Here is a 22373-nt window from a genome sequence, read left to right as displayed (position 1 = left end):
TAATTCGATGAATTGGGTATGTGAGAATATATGGTTCAAATATCAAAAAAACGATGCCGGATAGTGCGAGAAAACGCAAATATCATTTTCTTCTAATTGCCCGGATCCCCTTTATAAAATTTACAATTTTTTAATTCTCCTGCTAAACAACAAATACATAAAAAACGGTGCACCAATCAATGCGGTAAATACACCTGCTGGTATTTCTATCGGTAAAAATAGCGTTCTTCCGATCAAATCACTGAACAATACGATAACGCCACCGACACATCCACTCGTTAAACACCATTGTATATACGAATGATGTTTCATCTTTAAAGCTATATGTGGCGCTATTAATCCAACAAACTGTAATCCTCCAGTAAAGCTTACGCTCACCGCACTCAATATACTCACACAAATCAATGTAATGACCGTCATAATTTGATAACTCAAACCTAAACCATGTGACATATTAAATCCTAATTGATGGATATCAAGATGCCTTGTAAAATACGCCATTATACATATAATAAGTATAATTGTGATTACTATAATAATCACTTGATAATATTCTGCGAGATGTACAGAACCGGTTATCCAGATTTGAGCCTGAGCGCTTCGTTTGTTTGATGACATAATAAGATACATTATCACACCTTGAAAGAAAATATTCATACATATGCCGATTAAGATCAAACGCTCTTTTAAGAAAGTACGACGCAGCGCACAATAATATAGCACAAACGTTACAGCTACTGCACCAATGATTGAAGCAATACTTTGAAATGCAATCGGAAATAATAACTGTTCTGTCTTACTAGTCAACACTATGAGAAAGAACAAACTCCCAACTACTCCACCTTGCGCTATACCTATAACATCAGGTGATGCGAGTTCATTCTTTGTAATACGTTGCAGCATACACCCTGCGATGCCTAACGCTACACCAGCTGTAACAGCGAGTAATACTCTAGGTAGACGCAACGTATGGATAATTAACATTGTATAATCATCACTGCCACCGATGAAACTTTTTAATATTTCAATCGGATGAATCCATACATCCCCAAACATAAGTGCAATCACTATTGCAAGTAGTAATAATATTAAATTCACTACATATTTCATGATATATGCTCCTTACGTTTAAGAATCAGATAGAAGAATATCGGTGATCCTATTAGTGCAGTGGCTATTCCTACAGGTATTTCTTGCGGAAACAATAAATAGCGACTTAATATATCACTAATCACAAATATGATTGCTCCAATCACCGCTGCTGCAGGCAGTAATAGCATATGGTTATGACTTTTGATAACCATCTTTGTTATATGGGGTGTAATTAACCCGATAAACGCGATAGGGCCAGCAATTGCAACAGATGCTCCACTCAGGAGTGCGACACAAATCATCGTTACAATCTTAATTAGAAGGATATTCCCACCAACAGCTTTGAGTGCCGTATCATCAAGATGATACGCGTTTAATTGTTTAATGTTACATACAGTAAGCACGATAGCACAAAGTATAAATGGCCACAAATAGTTAAGTATCGATAATTTCTTATTGCTTACCGAGCCGCTTAACCAGTAAATCACTTGCTCTATCGCCGCTTCATTATATATTAATAATCCTTGTGTGATTGCCATACAAAACGCACTCATACTTGCACCAAAAAGCGTCAACTCCATTATAGTGAGTGGTCTTAATGGTAAAGTTGTCGCAGCAATAATCATTGCTGCGACAAGTAAAGCGCCACTAAATGCAATAATACTTAACTGAAATGTGCCATTGAGATTGAATAACACAATTGCACAGACTACTAGTAAACTTGCACCACTATTAACCCCCATAACGCCCGGACTGGCGAATGGATTACGTGTCACTGTCTGGATGAGGACACCGCTTATCCCAAGCATCAGTCCAATCAGTGTTGCAAGTATTGTTCTTGGAATCCTTAAATCTACTAATATGTTCTGTCCTTCAATTTGACGATGCTGAAATACACTTTGAAATACGTCTACAATGCTAAATACTTTATAACCAAACATTAAACTGCATAACATACTAATAGCGAGTATTATTGTTAGTAACAGTAGCTTTATATAATTATTTTGCACTTAATTTTTCCTTTAAGTCATCTAGCATCATATGAGCAGACATTACACCACCAGAAGTATTCCAGATTGAATCATCTACTTTTATTGCATGCTTTTGTTTCGATGCTTTTAACGCTTTGAATGCAGGATCGTTAACCCATTCCTGTTCAATCGCAGTAACATCTTCTTTCGGTGTATTGAATGTGAAGTAGAATAAATAATCACCATCCATCGCACTAATTCTTTCTTTCGTTAAACCTTTTTCAGCAAAATCATCTTTGTCCTGATTTTTCGGACGCTTTAATCCAACTTCATCTAAGATCACACCTGAGAATGTATCTTTATGATAAATGCGCACATCACCAGGCATGAAACGCACCATTGAAATTTCTGAATTCACTTTATCTCCTAATGCTTTTCTCGTCTTCTCGACGTGATTTGTATAATCTGCTAACACTTCTTTGCCTTTTTCTTCTTTGTTGACTGCTTTTGCATATAATTTAAAGTTCTCTTTCCAGTCACCACGCAACTCTTCTGAGAATACAGTCGGTGCAATCGCTGATAATTTCTTATATTGCGCTTCTTGTCTAAACTTATTACCAATAATTAAATCTGGTTTTAACTTTGCAATACGTTCAATATTGATTTCACTCTCATTACCAACCGGTTCAATCCCTTTATATTTATCCTTTAAGTGATCGTACCATGGATCTCCAGCATAAGAATTTGCTGCACCAACAGGCTTAATTCCTAAAGCAACAAGTGCTTCTGTACCTTCATTTGTAAGAACAACAACACGTTTTGGATTTTTCGGTACTTTCGTTGTACCCATAGCATGTTTAACCTCTACTCCATCGTTACTTGAAATTTCTTTATTACCTGATTGTTGACCGCATGCTGTAATGAACAGCATTAAACTTAATAAAACGAAATATAATTTTTTCATTTTGAAACCCCTCTTCTAATTGATAATGATTATCATTGATAATCGTTATCAATTGTAAGTTTAATTTTTTTACTTGTCAATAAATATTTTGTTATTCCGTACAGGTTGATTACAAACAAAAAAACGATGCCGGATAGTTGCAGTATCCGGCATCGTTTTTTTTATTTTCAGTATAAATGCAAAAAATTCCGGATAAAAATATCCGGAATTAACTGCACATCATTATATTACATCATCCCTGGCATGCCGCCCATACCCATTTCAGGCATAGCTGGTGTTTGCTCAGGTAATTCTGCTACAACCGCTTCAGTTGTTAAGAACATCGCTGCTACTGACGCTGCATTTTGTAATGCTGAACGCGTCACTTTCGTAGGATCCACGATACCTGCTTCAATCATGTTCACCCACTCATCAGTTGCTGCGTTATATCCAACACCAGTGTCTGCGTGTTTAATCTTCTCAACAATAACTGATCCTTCAAGACCCGCATTGATCGCGATTTGACGAATCGGTGCTTCTAATGCTATTAATACAATCTTCACACCAGTTGCAACGTCACCTGTCGCTTCAACTGCTGCAACTTTATTATAAATTGATACTAATGCTGTACCACCACCTGCAACAATACCTTCTTCAACTGCTGCACGTGTAGAGTTTAATGCATCTTCAATACGTAATTTACGTTCTTTTAATTCAGTTTCAGTCGCAGCACCCACTTTAATCACTGCAACACCGCCAGCTAATTTCGCTAAACGTTCTTGTAATTTCTCTTTATCAAATTCAGACGTTGTTTCTTCGATTTGTGCTTTTAATTGTCCAACACGCGCATCAATATTAGATGCATCTCCACGTCCCTCAACGATTGTTGTATCGTCTTTCGTTACGTGAACTTTCGCTGCATTACCTAACATATCAACAGTCGCGTCTTTTAAGTCTAATCCTAAGTCATCAGTAATCACTTGACCACCTGTAAGGATTGCTAAATCTTCTAACATTGCTTTACGACGGTCACCAAATCCTGGTGCTTTAACAGCAACTGCAGTAAATGTACCGCGTAATCTGTTTAATACGATGTTTGTTAATGCATCACCATCAACGTCTTCAGCTACGATTAAGATTGGGCGTGATGTTTGAACGATTTGTTCTAATAGCGGTAAGATGTCCTGGAATGAAGAAATCTTTTTATCCGTAATTAAGATGAATGGATTTTCTAAATCAGCAATCATCTTATCAGAATCTGTCACCATGTATGGTGAAGCATATCCACGGTCAAACTGCATCCCTTCAACGACTTCTAATTCAGTTTTGAAACCTTTAGATTCTTCGATTGTGATAACACCATCGTTACCCACTTTCTCCATCGCTTCACTAATGAATTGACCGATTTCTTCGTCAGCTGCTGAAATTGCTCCAACTTGTGCAATCTCTTCTTTGCTGCTAACAGGTTTAGAAATTGCTGCTAATTCTTCTAATGCAACAGCAACGGCTTTATCAATCCCTTGACGAATACCCACTGGGTTTGCACCACTTGTTACGTTCTTAAGACCTTCCTGAATCATCGCTTGCGCTAATACTGTTGCAGTTGTCGTACCGTCACCAGCGATTTCATTTGTTTTGTTGGCAACTTCTGCTACTAATTTCGCACCCATGTTTTCATATGGATCTTCTAATTCGATTTCTTTAGCAATTGTTACACCGTCATTTGTAATGAGTGGTGCTACAAACTTCTTATCTAATACAACGTTACGACCTTTTGGCCCTAATGTAACTTTAACAGCATCTGCTAATTTATCTACACCCGCAAGCATTGAACGTCTTGCATCTTCAGAAAACTTAATCTCTTTAACCATTATTGATTCCTCCATTGATTGTGTATGATTGTTTATTTACTCTATAATTTATTGTTGATTGATTATTCTTCAATAATCGCGATAATATCTTCTTCTTTTAATACGATGTATTTCTCGTCTCCAGCTTTCACTTCAGTGCCACCGAATGGTTCGTAAACGACGCGGTCTCCTACAGCAACCTGGATATCAACTCTTTCACCATTCTCAAGGATACGGCCTGTGCCAACTGCAATGACTGTACCTTCGTTAGACTTTTCTTTTGCAGAATCTGTTAACACGATTCCACTTGCAGTAGTTTGTTCTCTTTCAGTTTTTTCGATTACAACACGATTTCCGTATGGTTTTAACACGATAATTTCCTCCTTGAAAAATATATTACTCTTCTTTTTTAGCACTCTAACTCTTTAAGTGCTAACATAATTTTATAATAATCAAAGAAGGTCAAGAATGCAAATATTTTATACCTTTAATTTTGATTATTTTTACGAAACGTTTATTAAGTTTTTATTCGATGATTATTTAATGTACAATATATAAAGTACCGAAATAAGAAGGAGAATTTATATTTAATGAAGCGTTTATGGGTTAATATTTTAACAGTTATGATTTACATTGGTTCTCAATTGAGCGTCTTGATTCCTCAATATTACTTTATATCACAAGGGCATACGTTAGCAGATGCAATCAAGCTTTCGATTCCATATTATGTGTTATCATTCGTCATCGCATCAATTATCGTTATACTCATCAATTTAAAGGTGAAAAACAAGACACGCGTTGAAAGTGCAAAGAAAAGCGATGCCTTAACAACCGTTGCTTATATAATTGGTGGTTTCTTCGTCTCATTATTTGCGCAAATGCTCTTTGGCATGATCAATACTTACATATTGAAACAACCGGTAACTAGTCAAAATACCGAGAACGTAATGAACATGGCGAAAGAGATGCCGATCTTTATTATATTAATTACAATCGTCGGCCCAATATTAGAAGAATTTGTCTTCAGAAAAGTAATATTCGGAGAGTTATATGAAGCCATTAAAGGTGCGCGTTGGCTGTCATTTACGATTTCAGTATTAATTAGCGGGTTCATCTTCTCATGTGCGCATATGGACTTTGATCATACTTTAATTTATATGGGGATGTCTTTAGTATTCAGCAGTTTATATGTTCTGACAAACCGTATTATCGTACCTATTGTCGCGCATATGTCGATGAATGGATTTGTCGTTGTCATGCAAGTATTATTTGCCGATAAAGTACAGGAAGCACAAGAACAACTTAAGACGACAACACATTTCATTATGCCCGTCGTTAAATCATATTTTAATCTTTAAACAAATAACTCCGATGGGTCAGAATACAATTACATTCGACCAATCGGAGTTATTTTTATGATTTTAAATTACCACAATTCTTTTACGCCCCATAATCGTTCTTCACACGTCTTAATAATCGTCTTCAATGCTTTAATACGTGCGGCACGTTTATTGTTCGCCGGGATAATCACCCATGGTGCATCGTCAGTTGTCGTCTTATCAATCATATCTTTGCTTGCTTCAAGATATAAGTCCCATTTCTCACGATTTCGCCAGTCTTCATCTGTTATCTTCCACTGTTTCTCCGGCGTACTTTGTCTCTCTTCAAAACGCTTTAACTGTTCTTCTTTATCTAATACTAAGAAGAATTTAATGACAATCGCACCTTCAATCGTCAATCCACGCTCAAATTGATTGATTTCATCGTACGCACGTTGCCATTCTTCCGTCGAAGCAAATCCTTCTACACGTTCAACAAGCACTCTACCGTACCAGCTTCTATCAAAGATTTCAATATGACCCGAACGTGGCACGTCTGTCGCAAAGCGCCATAAGTAGTGATAGCTTAATTCCGTTTCAGTCGGAGCACTAATCGCATTCACTTCATAACCAGTCGGATCTAAACTTTCACGTACACGTTTAATATTACCGCCTTTTCCTGCAGCATCCATCCCTTCATAAACAAGCATTAACGGGATTTTCTTTTCGTATAATGCATATTGCAATTCACGAATTCTGTTCTGCAACTTCGGTAATAGTGCTTTATATTCAGCTTTAGACATATCATCTGATGTATCGTCAAACATATCTGTTGAGAAGTCTTCAGTAAATTTACCGTCTACTTTTCGTTCTTCTTTTTCTTTTTGCTTTGCTTTTAACGCTTTCTCTAATCGTTTAATGATTGTTTCGTACATTTCGTTCGTCGCTTTACCGCGCTCAGTATAGTCGATATGCGTCCATGGCGAAATCTCTTCTGTCGCTTTCATTAAATCAATCATGCCATCCTGATACGCTTTCGTCGGAATACCCGTCTCATATTCCTGTGCTTTCCAGCGCGTTAACGGATTCTTCTTCGTATCCTGAATATGTTCAAGGCGTTTCTGTTCATTAACTGAAAGATAGAATTTAATAATTTCATAACCATCTGCTTGCAGCATCGTCTCAAAATCGACAATTTCCTGCGTTAAAACTTCATAATCTTTTATGTTATCTTTCTTATATTCATGTACTTCGAAGTCTAACTTCTGTGCGTACCAGCTTCGGAAAAATAAAGTTACGCCACCTTTCTTCGGAATGTTCTTCCAGTAAGGATACATAAATGGGTAACGTAATAATTCACTATCCGGTCGTTGTGTTGCATAAAAGTTCGTATATTTCGCATCAAGCGTTAATAATAATTCATTTGATAATCTTGATTTACCTGATGCCGGAATCCCTTCAAATACAACCATTACCGGAATACCTGCTTCGTGTGTTTGTCTTACGAGCTCTGCTGTTTTCAATGCTAATGCTTCATCAATCTTTGTCATGTTCATCCCCCTCGTTTCATAATTAAATTATACCATTTTGAGTAAAATAAATATATTCCACCGTACGCTTATTTAGAGTATTATAAGAATAGTAAGAAAAATGAGAAAATACATAATGAAGGAGATTGCTATGACAACTTTCAAAGACTATGACTATGTAAGACCAGACTTAAACGAAGCAAAAGAAGTATTAAAATCGCTATTCGAGTCGTTTGATCAAGCTGATACAGTTGAATCACAAATTAAAGTAATCGATAGTATTAATACAATTCGTCAAAAAATTGATTCAATGATGAACTTAGCTTATATTCGTGCTTCAATTGATACGAAAGATGCTTATTATGAGCAGGAACGTGACTTCTTTGATGAAAATAATGGTGAAATTGTTTATATTGAATCTTTGTATTTCAATGCATTAAACAGAAGCCAGTTTAAAGAGGAATTAAAAGCAGTTTACGGAGAACAATTATTTGCTTTAGCTGAACTATATGTGAAACAGTTTGATGAATCTATTAAAGATTTACTGAATCAAGAGAATAAGATTGCTTCTGAATATTCTAAACTTGTCGCTTCAGCTGAAATCGACTATAAAGGTGAAACGTATACATTCGCACAAATGGGTAAATTTCTAGAATCAAACGATCGTGCAGAAAGAAAGTCAGCAACACTTGCAGTACAGAATTACCGCGCAGCATTAATGCAGCAATATGATGAGATTTATGATCGTTTAGTTAAAGTACGTCATGAAATTGCTACGAAACTAGGATTTGATAACTTTATTGAACTAGGTTACGTCCGTATGCGTCGCGTTGATTATACACCTGAAATGGTGGAGCATTATCGCAATCAAATTGCACAATATGTTGTACCGCTTGCTCAAAAATTATATGCAGCACAGAAAGAACGCATCGGTGTCGACACATTAAAAGTATACGATGAGCCAGTCTTCTTCACAAATGGTAATGCATCACCGAAAGATGATGCAGCAACAATTCTGGAGAACGGGCGTAAAATGTACCGTGAACTTAGCCCTGAAACAGACGCATTTTATCAATTTATGATGGAACGCGAATTGTTTGACGTTGAAGCTAAAAAAGGGAAACAAGCAGGAGGTTACTGTACGTTTATCGATGATTATAAATCACCGTTCATCTTCTCAAACTTTAACGGTACAGATCATGATATCACAGTATTAACACATGAAGCTGGACATGCCTTCCAGGTATATCGTTCACGTGGCCTTAAAGTACCAGATTATTTATGGCCGACACATGAATCATGTGAAATTCATTCAATGAGTATGGAATTCTTCACATATAAATGGATGGAGCTATTCTTTGAGAATGCAGACAAATTTAAATATAAACATATTGTAGATGCAATTCAGTTCTTACCGTACGGCGTTGCAGTAGACGAATTCCAGCATATTGTGTATGCAAAGCCTGAAATGACACCTGAAGAGCGACGTATGGCATGGAAATCACTAGAACAAAAGTATTTACCACATAAAGATTATGATGGTATTGCACCGCTTGTTGATGGCGCACTTTGGCATCGTCAAGGTCATATATTTGAATCGCCATTCTATTACATTGATTATACGCTGGCACAAGTTTGTGCATTCCAGTTCTTCAAACGCTCAACAGAAGACTTTGATGCAGCATGGAAAGATTATTTACACATTTGTGATATTGGAGGTTCATTACCATTCAACAAAATTGTTGCAGCAGCACATTTACAATCACCATTTGAAGACGGCACGCTTGAAAGCATTATGTCATTTTTAGCAGACTATTTAAAAAACATTGATACTAGTACATTTTAATCTATAAAAAATAATCTTAAGACACATGTCTTAAGATTATTTTTTGCGAATAAACACGGCGCCAGTTAACAATAAAATTAAAATCACGCCAAGTATACCGGTCGTTTCTCCTGTACCTGGCAAAGCTTTAACATCCGTTTCTTTCTCTTTTGTTTCACTTTTCTTTTCGCTTTTATTTTGTGATAACTTTTCTTCTGATTGATTAAATTGTTGGATTTGTTTCAATTCAGTACTTTGATTAAGCTGACGTGTTGGTGTGTGCTCTGAAGATGACGAGGCACCAATCTTCGCGGTAACTAATTCACCAACATGTTTATCTAACGCTAAATAATAGTCTTCTCCATCACACGGTGAAAACTTATCAGGTTTAGCTGTCGATGGTTCATGGTCATGCGCTTCATGAACAGGTACTTCCTGAACATGTACTGGTGGCATACTTCCGCCCGCACTACTATCATCATATGGTGGCTGAATCGGTAGAACAGGAATTGTTGGATACGTTGGTGTCGGCGCTACTGGTGGTGTATGATTTCCACTTTGTTGCGGTGAATGTGGTTGTTCTGTCGTCACATGAACTTGTGGTGATGTAATCTGTGGTGTTGGATTCGGTGATGGATTAATCATAGGTTGTTCAGTTGTTACCGGTGCAGGTGATTGTATTGTTTCTTTTGTTGGTATCTCAATAGATGTGTTATCATGCTTCGGTGATGTTTCTATTTGAGGTTCATCTGTTTTCTTCTCTATCGTTGGTGTTTCAGTTGTTTTATTTTCAGTAGATGGACGTTCCATCGTGTTATCTTCTACAGTTGTGCTATTCATTTCAGTTGAAACTATTTCGACTGTACTCGCGGGCTTTTCTTTCGTAATGCTCGCTTCACTTGAGTTAATGTCTAATGCTGCTAGACTTAATGTAAGTGACGCAGTCGTTAAAGCAATCGCGCTACGCTTTAAAATACGCATTATACATTCCTCCAAACTAACAATTAATTTAATTATAAAGGATAATATTACTAATTTCTATTACGCATATGCTTTGTTACACACATTTAATAAAGTATATATAAATGCAATATTTTTATATTTGTTGATATAATAAAATTGTTCACTGTACAAAATAATTGTTATATGGTATATTATTTATATCAAATATACTATATATACTTAGGAGTCCTTACAAATGGAAACAAAATTTTTCTCTAACGATACACATGTCGGTGCAGTCCATTTAAACGTTAACTTTATGGATAATAGCATTAAATTTTATACAGAAATACTTGGGTTGCATTTATTAGAAACGACAGATGAATATACAGTGATCGGCACAGAAAAACGCCCACTAATTTACCTTTATCCGACGACAAAACCACGAGTACAAACGGCTGGATTATTTCATTTCGCATTACTAGTACCATCACGTGAAGCTTTAGGTAATATCTTTTTACATTTAATTAAGACGGAGTATCCTTTAGCTGGTGCGAGCGACCACGACGTATCAGAAGCAATTTACTTACAGGATCCGGAAGGCAATGGTATTGAAATTTACCGTGACTTGCCTTCAGAATCATGGCAATTCGAAGAGAATGGCAATATCGTGATGGGTACGAAAGAAATGGATTATCAAGGTGTGATTGCAGCAAATCATGACGCACCATTTAAAGGCATGCACCCTGATACGATTATGGGGCATATGCATTTATCTGTTATTCAACTACAGGAAACGATGGCATTCTATGAAGATTTCTTTGGCATGGATACGATGACAACTTATGGACCAAGCGCTGCATTCTTATCGGCAGGTGGCTATCACCATCATTTAGGATTAAATACTTGGAATAGACTTGATAAGCGTCCTGAACTGGATGCACCAGGTTTACGTCGCTTTGATATTCATATGCCACATGAAGAAGATGTTGCACATTTCACAAAATTAATGACTGAAAAAGGATTAACAATGCATAAAGACGGGAATTCAGAATATGTAATGGATCCTAATGGTATTGGTGTTCGATTAATGATTCGTAATAAATAATTATAATAAAAGGGGTAATCAACATGGGATTATTTAAAAAAGATTTAGCACAAAGTTTCGAGCAGGCAATTGAAAACAGACGTTCAATTTATCATCTTGAACCGACTTCACCTATTTCGGATGATGAAATCGAGAAAATTATTGCTGATATCGTTAAGCACACACCTTCAGCTTTTAATTCGCAAAGTACACGTATCGTATTATTATTAAACGACGAACATAAGAAGTTCTGGGATGTAACGAAACAAAGCTTGAAAGATTTAATGGGACCTGACCGTGACTTTAGTGCGACAGAACAAAAAATCAACAGCTTTAAAGCAGGTTATGGTACTGTATTGTATTATATCGATACGAAAGTGACCGAAGGATTACAAGAGAAATTTGCAGCATATGCCGATAACTTCCCGGTTTGGGCACAACAATCTAGTGCGATGCACCAATTTGCAATCTGGACTGCCTTTGCAAACAAAGGATTAGGCGCTTCATTACAACATTATAATGGTGTGATTGACGATAAAGTTGTGACGGCATTCGATATTCCTGCAACGTGGGAATTAGTTGCTCAAATGCCATTCGGTAGCATAGGTTCAGTTGCCGGACCGAAAGAATTCCAACCCGTTGAAAATCGATTTATTGTTAAGAAATAGCACGAAGAGGCTGTTTTCAATGCGTTCAGGACCGAACAAACTGGAAGCAATCCCAAGAAATCGCTCTTTGATTTCGATGGGATTGGTGAAGTTTGACGAGGTCCTGCATTGAAAATGCCGTTTATACGAAGAGGCTGTTTTCAATGCGTTCAGGACCGAACAAACTGGAAGCAATCCCAAGAAATCGCTCTTTGATAATAAAGAAAACCGCTCAAGGATTCATACAAAATCCTTGAGCGGTTTTTCTATTGAATTTCACGTGCTAATTTATGTCCCTGATCTACATTTTGTAAACTTTGAATGACCTGGTCACTTTGAAGTGAACAAATACGTAAATATACTGCATCAATAATTGCTAACTGTACAAGACGTACTGTCATTGTACCCACTTTCTCATCGCTTTCTTCTTTTGCCATCGCAAGTGCAATTGTTGACAAACGAATCGCAGGTGATGGCACTTTTTGTGTTAATACAATAATCGTAATATTTAACTTTTTCGCAAATTTCATCACTTGAATGATTTCTTTATTTTTACCTGTTGAAGTAATAACAAATAATACATCTCCCGCTTCAAAGTTAGATAACCCTGAAATCGCAGTATAACCATCACTCGCAAAATGTGCAAGTTTATCAATTTGAGCGAGCTTTATTCTGAAGTCTTCTGCTACAATACATGAAGCACCTACACCAAAAATCATCATACGCTTCGCTTTACTAATCGCTTGCGCAGCATCATCTATTAACTTTGGTGTTAAGATTTTCTCAGTATTGTATAATGCTTGTACCGAGTTATTGAATACTTTTTCTTTTAATACTTCAACAGAGTCAGTAAATTCAATCTTTGAAGGTTTTTTCTCTGTATCGATTGTGTGTAATTCTCTTGCAAGTTCTACTTTTACAACTTTAATACCAGAGAGTCCTAGGCGCTTGCTGAATCGTACGATAGCAGCTTCACTCGTGCCGGCCAATTTGGCTATCTCTTTAATCGGTAAGTTCACTACTTTTACAGGTTGATCAATAATCAAATCTGCGATACGTTTTTCTACAGGTGTGAATGTGTCATACATTTGTGTAATCTGGCCTAAAACGGAATACATTGCTAATAACCTCCATAATTTTCATTAAAACTAATATTATATTACTTAATATTAATTTAAATTTAATACTTATATATATTATATACTATATGTTGGGAATAATTTAAATAAATAAATAAAAATTTTATAAAAAAAACTACAATTTTTTTAAAATCGTAGTTTTCCATCTTTCAAAGTCCGAAAAATTATGAATTACGACTGTGGATTTCCGTTTAAATCATACTTTGTAAACTTAAAATACACTTGACCAGATTCTGTAGATGTACGGATACCTCTTGCCTCTTTCGAAGTAAATATACGTGACGTCATCACTTTCTCTCCGTCATTTAAAAAGATTTCAATCGAAGATGTATCCACGAATATATGGAGTTGAGATAAATCTTCATCCAGCACAACTGAGCGACGATATCCATCGACACCTTCAGGCTGTAATCCGCTATCAAATCGATCTAAAGTCACACGACGTTCTGCTTTATTATACGTAATCATCGTACTTTCTTTTTTAGATACACGTAACTCAATGTAGAATTCCGTTGAATCATTTTCCAGTACATCTACAATTAATTCATACTGAAAGCCTTCATATGGATGTAGTTTAACATTTTTCTTCGTTGCATATCCTTCTGCAGTTTCGACTGTACCTCTAAGCTTTTGAAGTGCAGGTAATGGACGTTGACGCAGTTGATTATTTTCTACAGTAAGGACACGTGGTAATGTTAAACAATGTGCCCATCCTTCTTTGTCCGTGGGGTATCCAGTATCGGGTAAACCCATCCAGCCGATTAGTATTCTATTGCCATCTTTATCTAATGTTGTTTGCGGCGCGTAGAAATCAAATCCATTATCAAGTTCTTTAAAAGGGCCATGCTGCATTTCAAATGTTGATTGATCCAGTTTTCCAAGTACATATCCTGATTGATAAATATTCCAGAATGCATCGTTATATTTATCAATCCCTTGCGGACAGAACAATAATACATCCGTCTGATCGAGTTTGAAGTAATCAGGACATTCCCACATATAGCCGAAATCTTTATATTCAGTCTTAAGTTCAGACACATACGACCAGTTGTTCATGTCTTGTGATTGATATACCGCAATCGTTCCTGTTTCGTCCGTACGTTGTGCACCAATCACCATATAATACATACCCTCTTCATACCAGACTTTTGGATCACGAAAATGACTCGTGAAACCTTCAGGAATACTGTCGATAATCGGTTCATTTAATTTCGTAATGGTACCGTCTTTATCCATTGATGCCATCATTTGATACGAAACGCGTTCCCACGTTGACGTACGATGATTGCCGGTATAAATTAATTTTAATGTATCATCAACGACAATACCTGAACCTGAATAGGCACCGTGACTATCGAACGGTGTATCAGGACGAATCGCAATTCCCACGTCTTTAAACGTCACTAAGTCCTCGCTCACAGTATGGAACCAATACTTTAGCCCATGTACCGGACCTAATGGAAACCATTGATAGAATAAATGATACTGCCCATTGAAATAAGCAAATCCATTTGGATCGTTAAGTAATCCCGTCTGGGGTTGTATATGAAAAGTTTGTCTATACGGAGATGCCGCAGTTTTTTCTAATAACGCTTCATATGCTTCCTCTGGAAATGATTCAAGCGTTTGATATCGTTCTTCTCGTGTCCATTCCATCATTATAACGCTCCTTTACATATTGCCTTTATTTTAGCATGTTTTACAAAATCGTGATATAAAGAAATTGTAATGATTATTAATAACATAATAGGAGCCATTATGATTATCAAACACCGTCAGCCCTCCGTTCAATTACTACAGTTACGACACCTCAATGCGCGCACAAATTTCGATTTAACTAACTACGATTCAGACTTGAAAGGCTATTACGGCGAACAGTTATTAGATGACTACATTCGAAAGATTGATTTCGGTATAATTTAGTTATTTTTGCACGAACTCTAGCTCGTTCGTGCAATTATTGGGATTATCTTACTCCCCACCAACCAAAAAAGCTAATCACACGTCAATGGTATGATTAGCTTTCTAGTTCTTCTTCTATTAAACGCTGCTCGCCTTTTAAATATTGGCGATAACCGATCTTACTAATCTGGATACTCGCTTCGTATAAAAGTATCATAGGTAACGCAAACATAAAGTACGTAATTAAATCGGGCGGTGCAATTAACCCGGCAAATACAAATAACGCAAAGTATGCATATTTACGATTTTTCTTTAAGAACATTGGCGTGACAAGGCCAAGTCGCGTTAAAAACATCAACAAGATCGGCAACTGGAATAAGAAACCGAACGGAATGGTGAAGCGTAACAATTCATTGAAATACTCCCGTACCCCAATCATTTGATGAACGCCCATCTCGCTCGCAAGTCCGATAGTAAAATAAATTAAATACGGAAATACGAAAAGATAACTAAATGCTAAACCTGCCAGGAATAACACTAAACTAATCGGAATATATGCGAGCGTAGCACGGCGTTCTTTCGGATGTAAGCCTGGTGAGATAAACGCCCATAACTGATATAAAATCATCGGCGAAATTAAGATTAACGCAATAATCATAATGACTGTAATATATATCGTGAGTGGGTCACTCACTTTAAAGTAATGTAATTCGATTTCTTTCGGTACATCATCTTTCGTTAAGAACTTCGTCACAGGCTTACCGAAGTAAAATCCTACTGCAGTCCCTGCGACTAAACTGTATAATACAATCATAATACGTTTACGCAGTTCCTCCAGATGCTCGACTACTGTTAAATCATCTTTATTCATTAAGGAAATAACCTCCTCATAAAAAAACGGCAAACATGTTCGCCGTCTTAAAAGTATTAATTATTTTACGTCTTTATTATCTTTATCATCATGGTCTTTCATAATACCATCTGTTGCATCTTTGAATTCTTTTAACGATGTCCCCATCGCACGTCCGAATTCTGGTAATTTCTTAGGTCCAAAAATAATTAACGCAATAACACCCAGGAAAATTGCAATGCCTGGTGAAATCATACCTACTGTATTAATAAATAACATTTATGTAACCCCCTAATGATTTTTCATAAAGAATATAAGCGACTGTAATTCAACACCTAAATCAATGTGGTGTACATGTACCCCACTCGGTACAGTTAAACGTTCTGGTGTAAAGTTTAATATACCTTTTATTTGTGCTTTTGTCACTCTATTTGCGACATCTTGTGCAACAACACCTGGCACTGTTAATATTACAACTTGAATCCCTGTTTCTTCAACAATTTTTTCAAAGTTCGCCATGTCTTCAACTGTAATCTTACCAATCGTCTTACCAATAGCATTAGAGCTTGTATCAAACGCCGCTGTTATCTTCATACGATCATTAATCGAGAAGTTATAATTCACGAGCGCTGTCCCAAGATTACCCACCCCAATAATCGCTACTTTTGTAATAATATCTTGTTGTAATGTCGTCTTAAAAAAATTTAATAAAAAGTTAACGTTATAACCATAACCTTTTTTCCCTAGCTCACCAAAATAAGAAAAATCTCTACGTATCGTGGCAGAATCGATTTGTAAGCCTTCGCTTAACTCTTTGCTGCTGACTCTTTCCACATTCGAATTATATAATGTATTTACGAAACGATAATATAAAGGAAGTCTCTTGAGTGTGGCTTTAGGAATTTTTATTTCGTCCTTTGACATCCTATTCACCCGTTTTCAAATTATTTGTGATAAGTTTCACATCACTAATGATTATAACACTTTCATTTTCAATTGACTATGTGAAATTTCACAAAATCAATTAATTTATTCCAACGTCTCCACAGTTCATGTACAATGATATAGAGGTGAAAGAACTTGATATTATTACAAGCTAGCAACATTACAAAATCCTACTCAGGTGAAAATATATTTTCAAATGTGAAATTTGAAGTGAAGTCCAATGACCGTATTGCGATCGTCGGACGTAACGGAGCCGGTAAGACAACCTTAATGAAAATACTTGCCGGAACTGAAGACTTTGATTCGGGTCATTTATCTATGACGAAAAATGTAAAACTCGGTTATTTAACGCAGCAAATGACATTAAATGCCGATGGTACAGTTTATGAAGCGATGAAGAAGCCATTTTTACATTTAGAGAAAATGCAGCAAGAACTTAATTCTATCGCACTATATTTAAGTGAACAGAGCGACAACGCGCATACACCTGAATATCAAGAGCAGCTTGCTAATTACGAAAAGCTTCAGCATCAGTTTGAAGCACAAGATGGCTATTTATATGAAACAAAGATTAAAACAGTACTGACAGGCTTAAACTTCAAACCTGAAGATTTCGACCAAAAAATCGATACATTCTCAGGTGGCCAAAAAACGCGTCTGGCACTTGCTGAGATGCTCCTGCACAACCCTGATTTATTATTACTCGATGAGCCGACGAACCATTTAGATATGGATACAACAGCATGGCTCGAAAATTACTTAACGACCTATAGTGGCGCCATCGTTATTATTTCACATGACCGTTACTTCTTAGACAAGGTCGTGAACACGGTGTATGATGTTGCACTTGGACAAGTCCAGAAATATGTCGGGAACTACTCAAAGTTTATTGAGCAACGAGATCAATTTTACGAAAAAATGCAGGCACAATATGAGCGTCAACAAGCTGAAATTAAGCGTCTTGAAACGTTTGTACAGAAGAATATTACCCGTGCATCAACGAGTGGTATGGCGAAATCACGTCGTAAAGTATTAGAGAAAATGACGAAAATCGACATGCCAAAGCAAGATGATCATTCCATGAATTTACGCTTTCATATTCAGAAAGAAACCGGTAACGACGTCCTACGTATTAACGATCTAGCAATTGGCTACGATACGCCTTTAGCTGAACATTTAAACCTTGATATTAAGAAGCAGGATGCTGTTGCATTTATTGGTCCTAACGGTATCGGAAAAACAACTTTTATCAAAACTATCGCGAAACAGTTACAAGCACTGCACGGAGACATTCAGTACGGTGCGAATCTTTCTATTGGTTATTATGATCAAAAGCAAGCTGAATTCTCGTCAAATAACACGGTATTAGAAGAATTGTGGCAATACTATCCCAATTTACCCGAGAAAGAAATTCGTACAGTATTGGGTCGCTTTTTATTCGTTCAGGACGATGTTAAGAAAATTATCAATGATTTATCAGGTGGAGAGAAAGCGAGATTACAGCTTGCTAAACTCAGTCTTGAAGAGAATAACGTACTCATACTGGATGAGCCGACCAACCATTTAGATATCGATGCGAAAGAAGTGCTGGAAGAAGCGCTAATTCATTATCCAGGAACTTTACTATTTGTCAGTCATGACCGTTATTTCATTAATAAAATAGCCACGAAAATATTCCAGATGACAGATAATGGCGGTAAACTTTTCCTTGGAGATTATTCATACTTTATAGAAAAAGAGGAAGAACGTCTTGCTCACGAAAGTTTATTAGAACAAGAACAGAAAGAGACGGTTAAAGAGACAAGTAACAATGACTTTAAAGCGACACAGAAAGAACGACGTAAACTTATGCGTCAGTTAGAAAGTACGGAAAAAGAAATTCAGGATACAGAGGCACAAATCGCATCAATAGAAGAACAGTTAACGCAGCCTGAAGTATATAATGATCATGAAAAATCGAATGAGCTAAATCAAGCATTAATCGCACTCAATCAGAAACTCGAACAAATGGTCGAACAATGGACTGAGCTCGAACTTGCGCTTGAAAACTAACCGGCAATGCCGGTTTTTTTGTACACAAAGTTGTTCACAAGTAAAAGCCTAATAATACAGTAATCCACAAAGTTATCCTACTTATCCACAGAAATTCACAATGATAGAATGATTTTTTTAGTGTAATACTCCCTATTGACTTATAGTTATGCACATTTTGTGCACAAGTTGTGTACAAGTACATGTGTTCGCGTATATAAAAAGTAGACAAATTTAGCGTTGCCAGATTAATTTTTTATACCATGTGGTATACATAATGCATAACATACTTTGTTTAAAAAGAGATATTATGATGTATCGATTCCCACGGAGTTGTTTAGGAAGTATAATCTTATCAGTCATTCTTTCAATTATCTTAACCATTTTATTGAATGGCTGTGTCGCTATCATGCATTAAAAAGAGTCAACGCACATTGGTCGCGTTGACTCTTTTATAATTCAATATTTGATCTACCGTTTAAATCCATTGCTCCAAAATCCTGCTTTAAATAATGATAATATGCTGCTGCTCCAATCATCGCTGCATTATCTGTACATAATTCAAACCTAGGAATCATCAGCTTAATTTGCTTTTCAGCACATAATTCAGTCATACGTTCACGCAATCCTTTATTTGCAGCGACTCCACCACAAATGAGTAATTGATGAATATCATACTCCTCAAGCGCTTTAAAAGTCTTTTCAGTTAATACATCAATCACACTTGCCTGGAAACTCGCTGCAACATCCTCAGGTTTATAACTTTCACCTTTTTGATTTTTATTGTGCAACGTATTAATTACAGCACTTTTCAATCCGCTGAAACTAAAATCATAACCTTCAAGAATAGGACGTGGCAAATTTAAGTTATCTTCACCCACAGCTGCTAAACGGTCAACATGGGGGCCACCTGGATAAGGTAAATTAATCGTTCTTGCTACTTTATCGTATGCTTCACCGACTGCGTCATCTCGCGTCTGTCCAATAATTTCAAAATCAAGATGATCTTTCATTACGACAAGTTCTGTATGACCACCAGAAACGACTAAAGCTAATATCGGAAACGTTAAACGTTCTTCAATATGGTTCGCATACACATGTCCTGCAATATGATGGACTGGGATTAACGGTTTATTGTGTGCTAACGCTAAAGCTTTCGCTGCATTGATACCAACGAGTAACGCACCAATTAATCCTGGTCCTTCCGTTACCGCTACTGCATCAATCTCATTCCATGATAATCCTGATTGCTTAAGCGCTTCATCGATGACAATTGTAATATTTTCAACATGATGACGACTTGCAACTTCAGGTACAACCCCACCAAAGCGCTTATGAGACTCTATTTGACTGTTCACGACATTACTTAATACTGCATAACCATTTTTAACGATACTTACTGCTGTTTCGTCACAGCTCGTTTCAATTGCTAATATTGTTACATCTTTCATTTTAATTTCACCCACATTACTTTCGCATCCTGATTCGGACCATAATAGTCACGTCTAACACCACCGTATGTAAAACCAAGTGATTCATATAATCGACGTGCTGCTAAATTTTCTTCACGTACTTCAAGACTCATCATCTCACACGTAATACGTGCATAATTCATAACATATTCTAATAATAATCTACCTAAACCTTTACCACGTAAAGTCTCATCAATTGCGACCGTCGTGATTTGCACCTGATCAATGACGATCCACATACCGAGATAACCGACGACTTTCCCATCTTGCAACATAGTAAAGTAATGCGCAAACTCATTCTTTTCTAATTCATGATAAAAAGCATCTAAAGTCCACGAACCTGATGGAAATGCTTTTTGTTCAATTTCATAGATGGATGGAACATCTTCAGGCACCATTTTTCTTATAGTGAGTCCTGATTGTTCTGCCAATTACGCTCTGCCTCCGAAATTCTCAAATACGTAGGTTCAAACGTATGCGCATCTACTAAATGATCATCTGTAATCAAGCGTCTTAATTCTGCACTACGTGGAATACAGTAATAAGTCGGTCCTTTAAGTTGTTCTGATAATTTATCCGAATCCATACCGACAAATAAATATGGTAGATGCTGATCTCTTAACTTTTGGTTTAAATCATCAATAGAAATATAAGCATCTTCTTCAATACATTCTAATTTAATACCTTTAAATCTATAAATACCTGAATATACATAACCTCTTCTTGCATCCACTACTGGTACTAATAAAAACTCATGCATTCTCACAGTTGCAGCAATCGCAGCTAAACTAGAAACGGCATAGAGTGGAATATTGAGCGTATAGGCAAGCGTCTTTGCTGCAGTGACCCCAATACGTAAACCTGTATAAGAACCAGGACCTTTTGCAACAACGATACCTTCAATATCCGACATTTCTAAATTCGTATACTTTAAAAGTGACTCAATTTGAGCCATTAATGTAATGGAATGATTCACTCTCATTCCGCTATTAAATTCAGCTAATACTTCGTTAGCATCTGTAATACTCACTGATAAAGGTTGATTACTCGTATCGATATGTAGCAGTTTCATACTCAATTTGCTCCTTTAAATTCGTTGAACGTGGGCCTTTTGCATTGATTTTAAAGAGACGTCTCGATTCATCAATACGTTCAATCTCAATTTGTAAATAATCATCCGGCAGGAAATCAACAATCATTTGTGGCCATTCAACTAATGTTACACCATCACCATAAAAATAATCATCAAACCCTAAATCATCTTCTGCACTTTCTAAACGATAACAATCCATATGGTGAAATGGAATGCGCCCTTCATATGATTTAATGATATTAAATGTAGGAGAACTGATGACACTAGTAACACCTAAAGCCTGCCCAAAAAACTGGCTAAATGTCGTCTTCCCTACACCTAAGTCACCTTTTAATAAAATAACCGTTTGTGGTTTTGAATATTTAGCAATTGATTCAGCAATTTTCTGTGTTGATTCTATTGATTTGATTAAAAGTTCCATTTGTCTGCCCCTATTTTTAAAATATGTATTATTGTAACACGAAAAGTATTGAAAGATGTAGTTGTGTGAGTGTGTAGTTGATATATTTTATAGTTATTATTGAATGGTGAGTGAACGAATCATAGTGTATTACGACCACTCAGTTCTATTTTTAATATTTTTGGTTGGTGAGTGGGCTGTATTAATGTTTTACAGCCCACTCAATTCGTAAACTTATATTATTTTAATAACAAGTGGTCCGTATTTAATGAATACAGCCCACTCACCCATACAAAACATAAATAAAAAAGAGACCCCGAAGGATCTCTTTTGAAT

22 protein-coding genes are annotated in these 22373 nt (G+C 36.4%); 6 read left to right on the top strand and 16 right to left on the bottom strand.

All coding sequences use genetic code 11. The annotated features are described in order from the left end of the window. Window positions 1–120: 120 nt before the first annotated feature. The 5 genes from OCL94_RS12490 to groES all read right to left on the bottom strand — a co-directional run bounded on the left by OCL94_RS12490 (window position 121) and on the right by groES (window position 5227). Entirely contained in the window at window positions 121–1110 is a 990-nt protein-coding gene (locus OCL94_RS12490) for a FecCD family ABC transporter permease (protein WP_262997254.1), read from the bottom strand. Beyond that, complete coding sequence (locus OCL94_RS12485) at window positions 1107–2102, bottom strand: FecCD family ABC transporter permease (protein WP_262997253.1); 996 nt, start codon at window positions 2100–2102, stop codon at window positions 1107–1109. Before OCL94_RS12485 ends, OCL94_RS12490 begins: the two co-directional genes overlap by 4 nt. Then, window positions 2092–3027, bottom strand: a complete 936-nt coding sequence (locus OCL94_RS12480) for an ABC transporter substrate-binding protein (protein ID WP_262997252.1) — start codon at window positions 3025–3027, stop codon at window positions 2092–2094. The genes OCL94_RS12485 and OCL94_RS12480 overlap by 11 nt, the downstream gene beginning before the upstream one ends. 227 nt (window positions 3028–3254) lie before the next feature. Continuing rightward, the gene (gene groL, locus OCL94_RS12475) at window positions 3255–4877 is read right to left on the bottom strand and encodes a chaperonin GroEL (protein ID WP_262997251.1); all 1623 of its coding nucleotides are present in this window, start codon (window positions 4875–4877) and stop codon (window positions 3255–3257) included. A 62-nt stretch (window positions 4878–4939) separates the two neighbouring features. Further along, window positions 4940–5227, bottom strand: coding sequence for a co-chaperone GroES (groES, locus tag OCL94_RS12470; RefSeq protein ID WP_262997250.1), 288 nt, complete (start codon window positions 5225–5227; stop codon window positions 4940–4942). 219 nt (window positions 5228–5446) lie between these two features. Between groES and mroQ the strand changes: the two genes are divergently transcribed. Then, window positions 5447–6214: an intramembrane glutamic endopeptidase MroQ gene (gene mroQ / locus OCL94_RS12465; RefSeq protein WP_262997249.1), complete on the top strand. Its 768-nt coding sequence runs from the start codon at window positions 5447–5449 to the stop codon at window positions 6212–6214. A 68-nt stretch (window positions 6215–6282) separates the two neighbouring features. Here mroQ and OCL94_RS12460 read toward each other — a convergent pair whose 3' ends face one another. Continuing rightward, the gene (locus OCL94_RS12460; RefSeq protein ID WP_262997248.1) at window positions 6283–7725 is read right to left on the bottom strand and encodes a phosphate--AMP phosphotransferase; all 1443 of its coding nucleotides are present in this window, start codon (window positions 7723–7725) and stop codon (window positions 6283–6285) included. 130 nt (window positions 7726–7855) lie between these two features. On the opposite strand from OCL94_RS12460, the gene OCL94_RS12455 reads away from it, so the two are divergent. Further along, the gene (locus tag OCL94_RS12455) at window positions 7856–9550 is read left to right on the top strand and encodes a M3 family oligoendopeptidase (RefSeq protein WP_262997247.1); all 1695 of its coding nucleotides are present in this window, start codon (window positions 7856–7858) and stop codon (window positions 9548–9550) included. A 36-nt stretch (window positions 9551–9586) separates the two neighbouring features. On the opposite strand, the gene OCL94_RS12450 is transcribed toward OCL94_RS12455, so the two are convergent. Beyond that, window positions 9587–10510 (bottom strand): hypothetical protein, encoded by a 924-nt coding sequence (locus tag OCL94_RS12450; RefSeq protein WP_262997246.1) that lies wholly within the window; start codon window positions 10508–10510, stop codon window positions 9587–9589. 217 nt (window positions 10511–10727) lie between these two features. On the opposite strand from OCL94_RS12450, the gene OCL94_RS12445 reads away from it, so the two are divergent. Both OCL94_RS12445 and OCL94_RS12440 read left to right on the top strand, forming a co-directional pair. Continuing rightward, on the top strand, window positions 10728–11579 hold the full coding sequence (locus OCL94_RS12445) for a VOC family protein (protein ID WP_262997245.1): 852 nt from the start codon (window positions 10728–10730) through the stop codon (window positions 11577–11579). 23 nt (window positions 11580–11602) lie between these two features. After that, a complete protein-coding gene (locus OCL94_RS12440) occupies window positions 11603–12226 on the top strand; it encodes a nitroreductase family protein (RefSeq protein WP_262997244.1) in 624 nt (207 codons plus the stop codon). Window positions 12227–12471: 245 nt separating this feature from the next. On the opposite strand, the gene OCL94_RS12435 is transcribed toward OCL94_RS12440, so the two are convergent. Further along, window positions 12472–13323, bottom strand: a complete 852-nt coding sequence (locus tag OCL94_RS12435; protein WP_262997243.1) for a MurR/RpiR family transcriptional regulator — start codon at window positions 13321–13323, stop codon at window positions 12472–12474. A 192-nt stretch (window positions 13324–13515) separates the two neighbouring features. Continuing rightward, window positions 13516–15003, bottom strand: a complete 1488-nt coding sequence (locus OCL94_RS12430; protein WP_262997242.1) for a glycoside hydrolase family 32 protein — start codon at window positions 15001–15003, stop codon at window positions 13516–13518. A gap of 99 nt (window positions 15004–15102) precedes the next feature. Between OCL94_RS12430 and OCL94_RS12425 the strand changes: the two genes are divergently transcribed. After that, entirely contained in the window at window positions 15103–15267 is a 165-nt protein-coding gene (locus OCL94_RS12425; protein WP_262997241.1) for a hypothetical protein, read from the top strand. Between the two features lie 94 nt (window positions 15268–15361). Here OCL94_RS12425 and tatC read toward each other — a convergent pair whose 3' ends face one another. Genes tatC through OCL94_RS12410 form a run of 3 tightly spaced genes read right to left on the bottom strand, consistent with a single transcriptional unit; the run spans window position 15362 to window position 17020 of the window. After that, window positions 15362–16117: a twin-arginine translocase subunit TatC gene (gene tatC / locus OCL94_RS12420; RefSeq protein WP_262997240.1), complete on the bottom strand. Its 756-nt coding sequence runs from the start codon at window positions 16115–16117 to the stop codon at window positions 15362–15364. A 60-nt stretch (window positions 16118–16177) separates the two neighbouring features. After that, complete coding sequence (gene tatA, locus OCL94_RS12415; protein ID WP_317618568.1) at window positions 16178–16375, bottom strand: twin-arginine translocase TatA/TatE family subunit; 198 nt, start codon at window positions 16373–16375, stop codon at window positions 16178–16180. Between the two features lie 12 nt (window positions 16376–16387). Beyond that, a complete protein-coding gene (locus tag OCL94_RS12410; RefSeq protein ID WP_262997239.1) occupies window positions 16388–17020 on the bottom strand; it encodes a redox-sensing transcriptional repressor Rex in 633 nt (210 codons plus the stop codon). Between the two features lie 156 nt (window positions 17021–17176). On the opposite strand from OCL94_RS12410, the gene OCL94_RS12405 reads away from it, so the two are divergent. After that, window positions 17177–19093, top strand: coding sequence for an ABC-F family ATP-binding cassette domain-containing protein (locus OCL94_RS12405; protein ID WP_262997238.1), 1917 nt, complete (start codon window positions 17177–17179; stop codon window positions 19091–19093). 431 nt (window positions 19094–19524) lie between these two features. Here the strand turns inward: OCL94_RS12405 and tsaD are convergent, their stop codons facing one another. From tsaD to tsaE, 4 genes are read right to left on the bottom strand one after another with little or no spacing between them, the layout of a single operon-like run. Next, window positions 19525–20523: a tRNA (adenosine(37)-N6)-threonylcarbamoyltransferase complex transferase subunit TsaD gene (gene tsaD, locus OCL94_RS12400; protein WP_262997237.1), complete on the bottom strand. Its 999-nt coding sequence runs from the start codon at window positions 20521–20523 to the stop codon at window positions 19525–19527. Further along, on the bottom strand, window positions 20520–20942 hold the full coding sequence (gene rimI, locus OCL94_RS12395) for a ribosomal protein S18-alanine N-acetyltransferase (RefSeq protein ID WP_262997261.1): 423 nt from the start codon (window positions 20940–20942) through the stop codon (window positions 20520–20522). The genes tsaD and rimI overlap by 4 nt, the downstream gene beginning before the upstream one ends. A 5-nt stretch (window positions 20943–20947) precedes the next feature. Continuing rightward, a complete protein-coding gene (tsaB, locus tag OCL94_RS12390) occupies window positions 20948–21616 on the bottom strand; it encodes a tRNA (adenosine(37)-N6)-threonylcarbamoyltransferase complex dimerization subunit type 1 TsaB (RefSeq protein ID WP_262997236.1) in 669 nt (222 codons plus the stop codon). Then, on the bottom strand, window positions 21588–22058 hold the full coding sequence (gene tsaE, locus OCL94_RS12385; RefSeq protein WP_262997235.1) for a tRNA (adenosine(37)-N6)-threonylcarbamoyltransferase complex ATPase subunit type 1 TsaE: 471 nt from the start codon (window positions 22056–22058) through the stop codon (window positions 21588–21590). Before tsaE ends, tsaB begins: the two co-directional genes overlap by 29 nt. Between the last annotated feature and the right edge of the window lie 315 nt (window positions 22059–22373).

Origin of the sequence: Macrococcus capreoli (genome assembly GCF_025628935.1) — a bacterium.
Classification (GTDB): domain Bacteria; phylum Bacillota; class Bacilli; order Staphylococcales; family Staphylococcaceae; genus Macrococcoides; species Macrococcoides capreoli.
The sequence above is the reverse complement of the archived record's forward strand: the minus strand, read 5'-3'. Positions and strand labels throughout refer to the sequence as shown.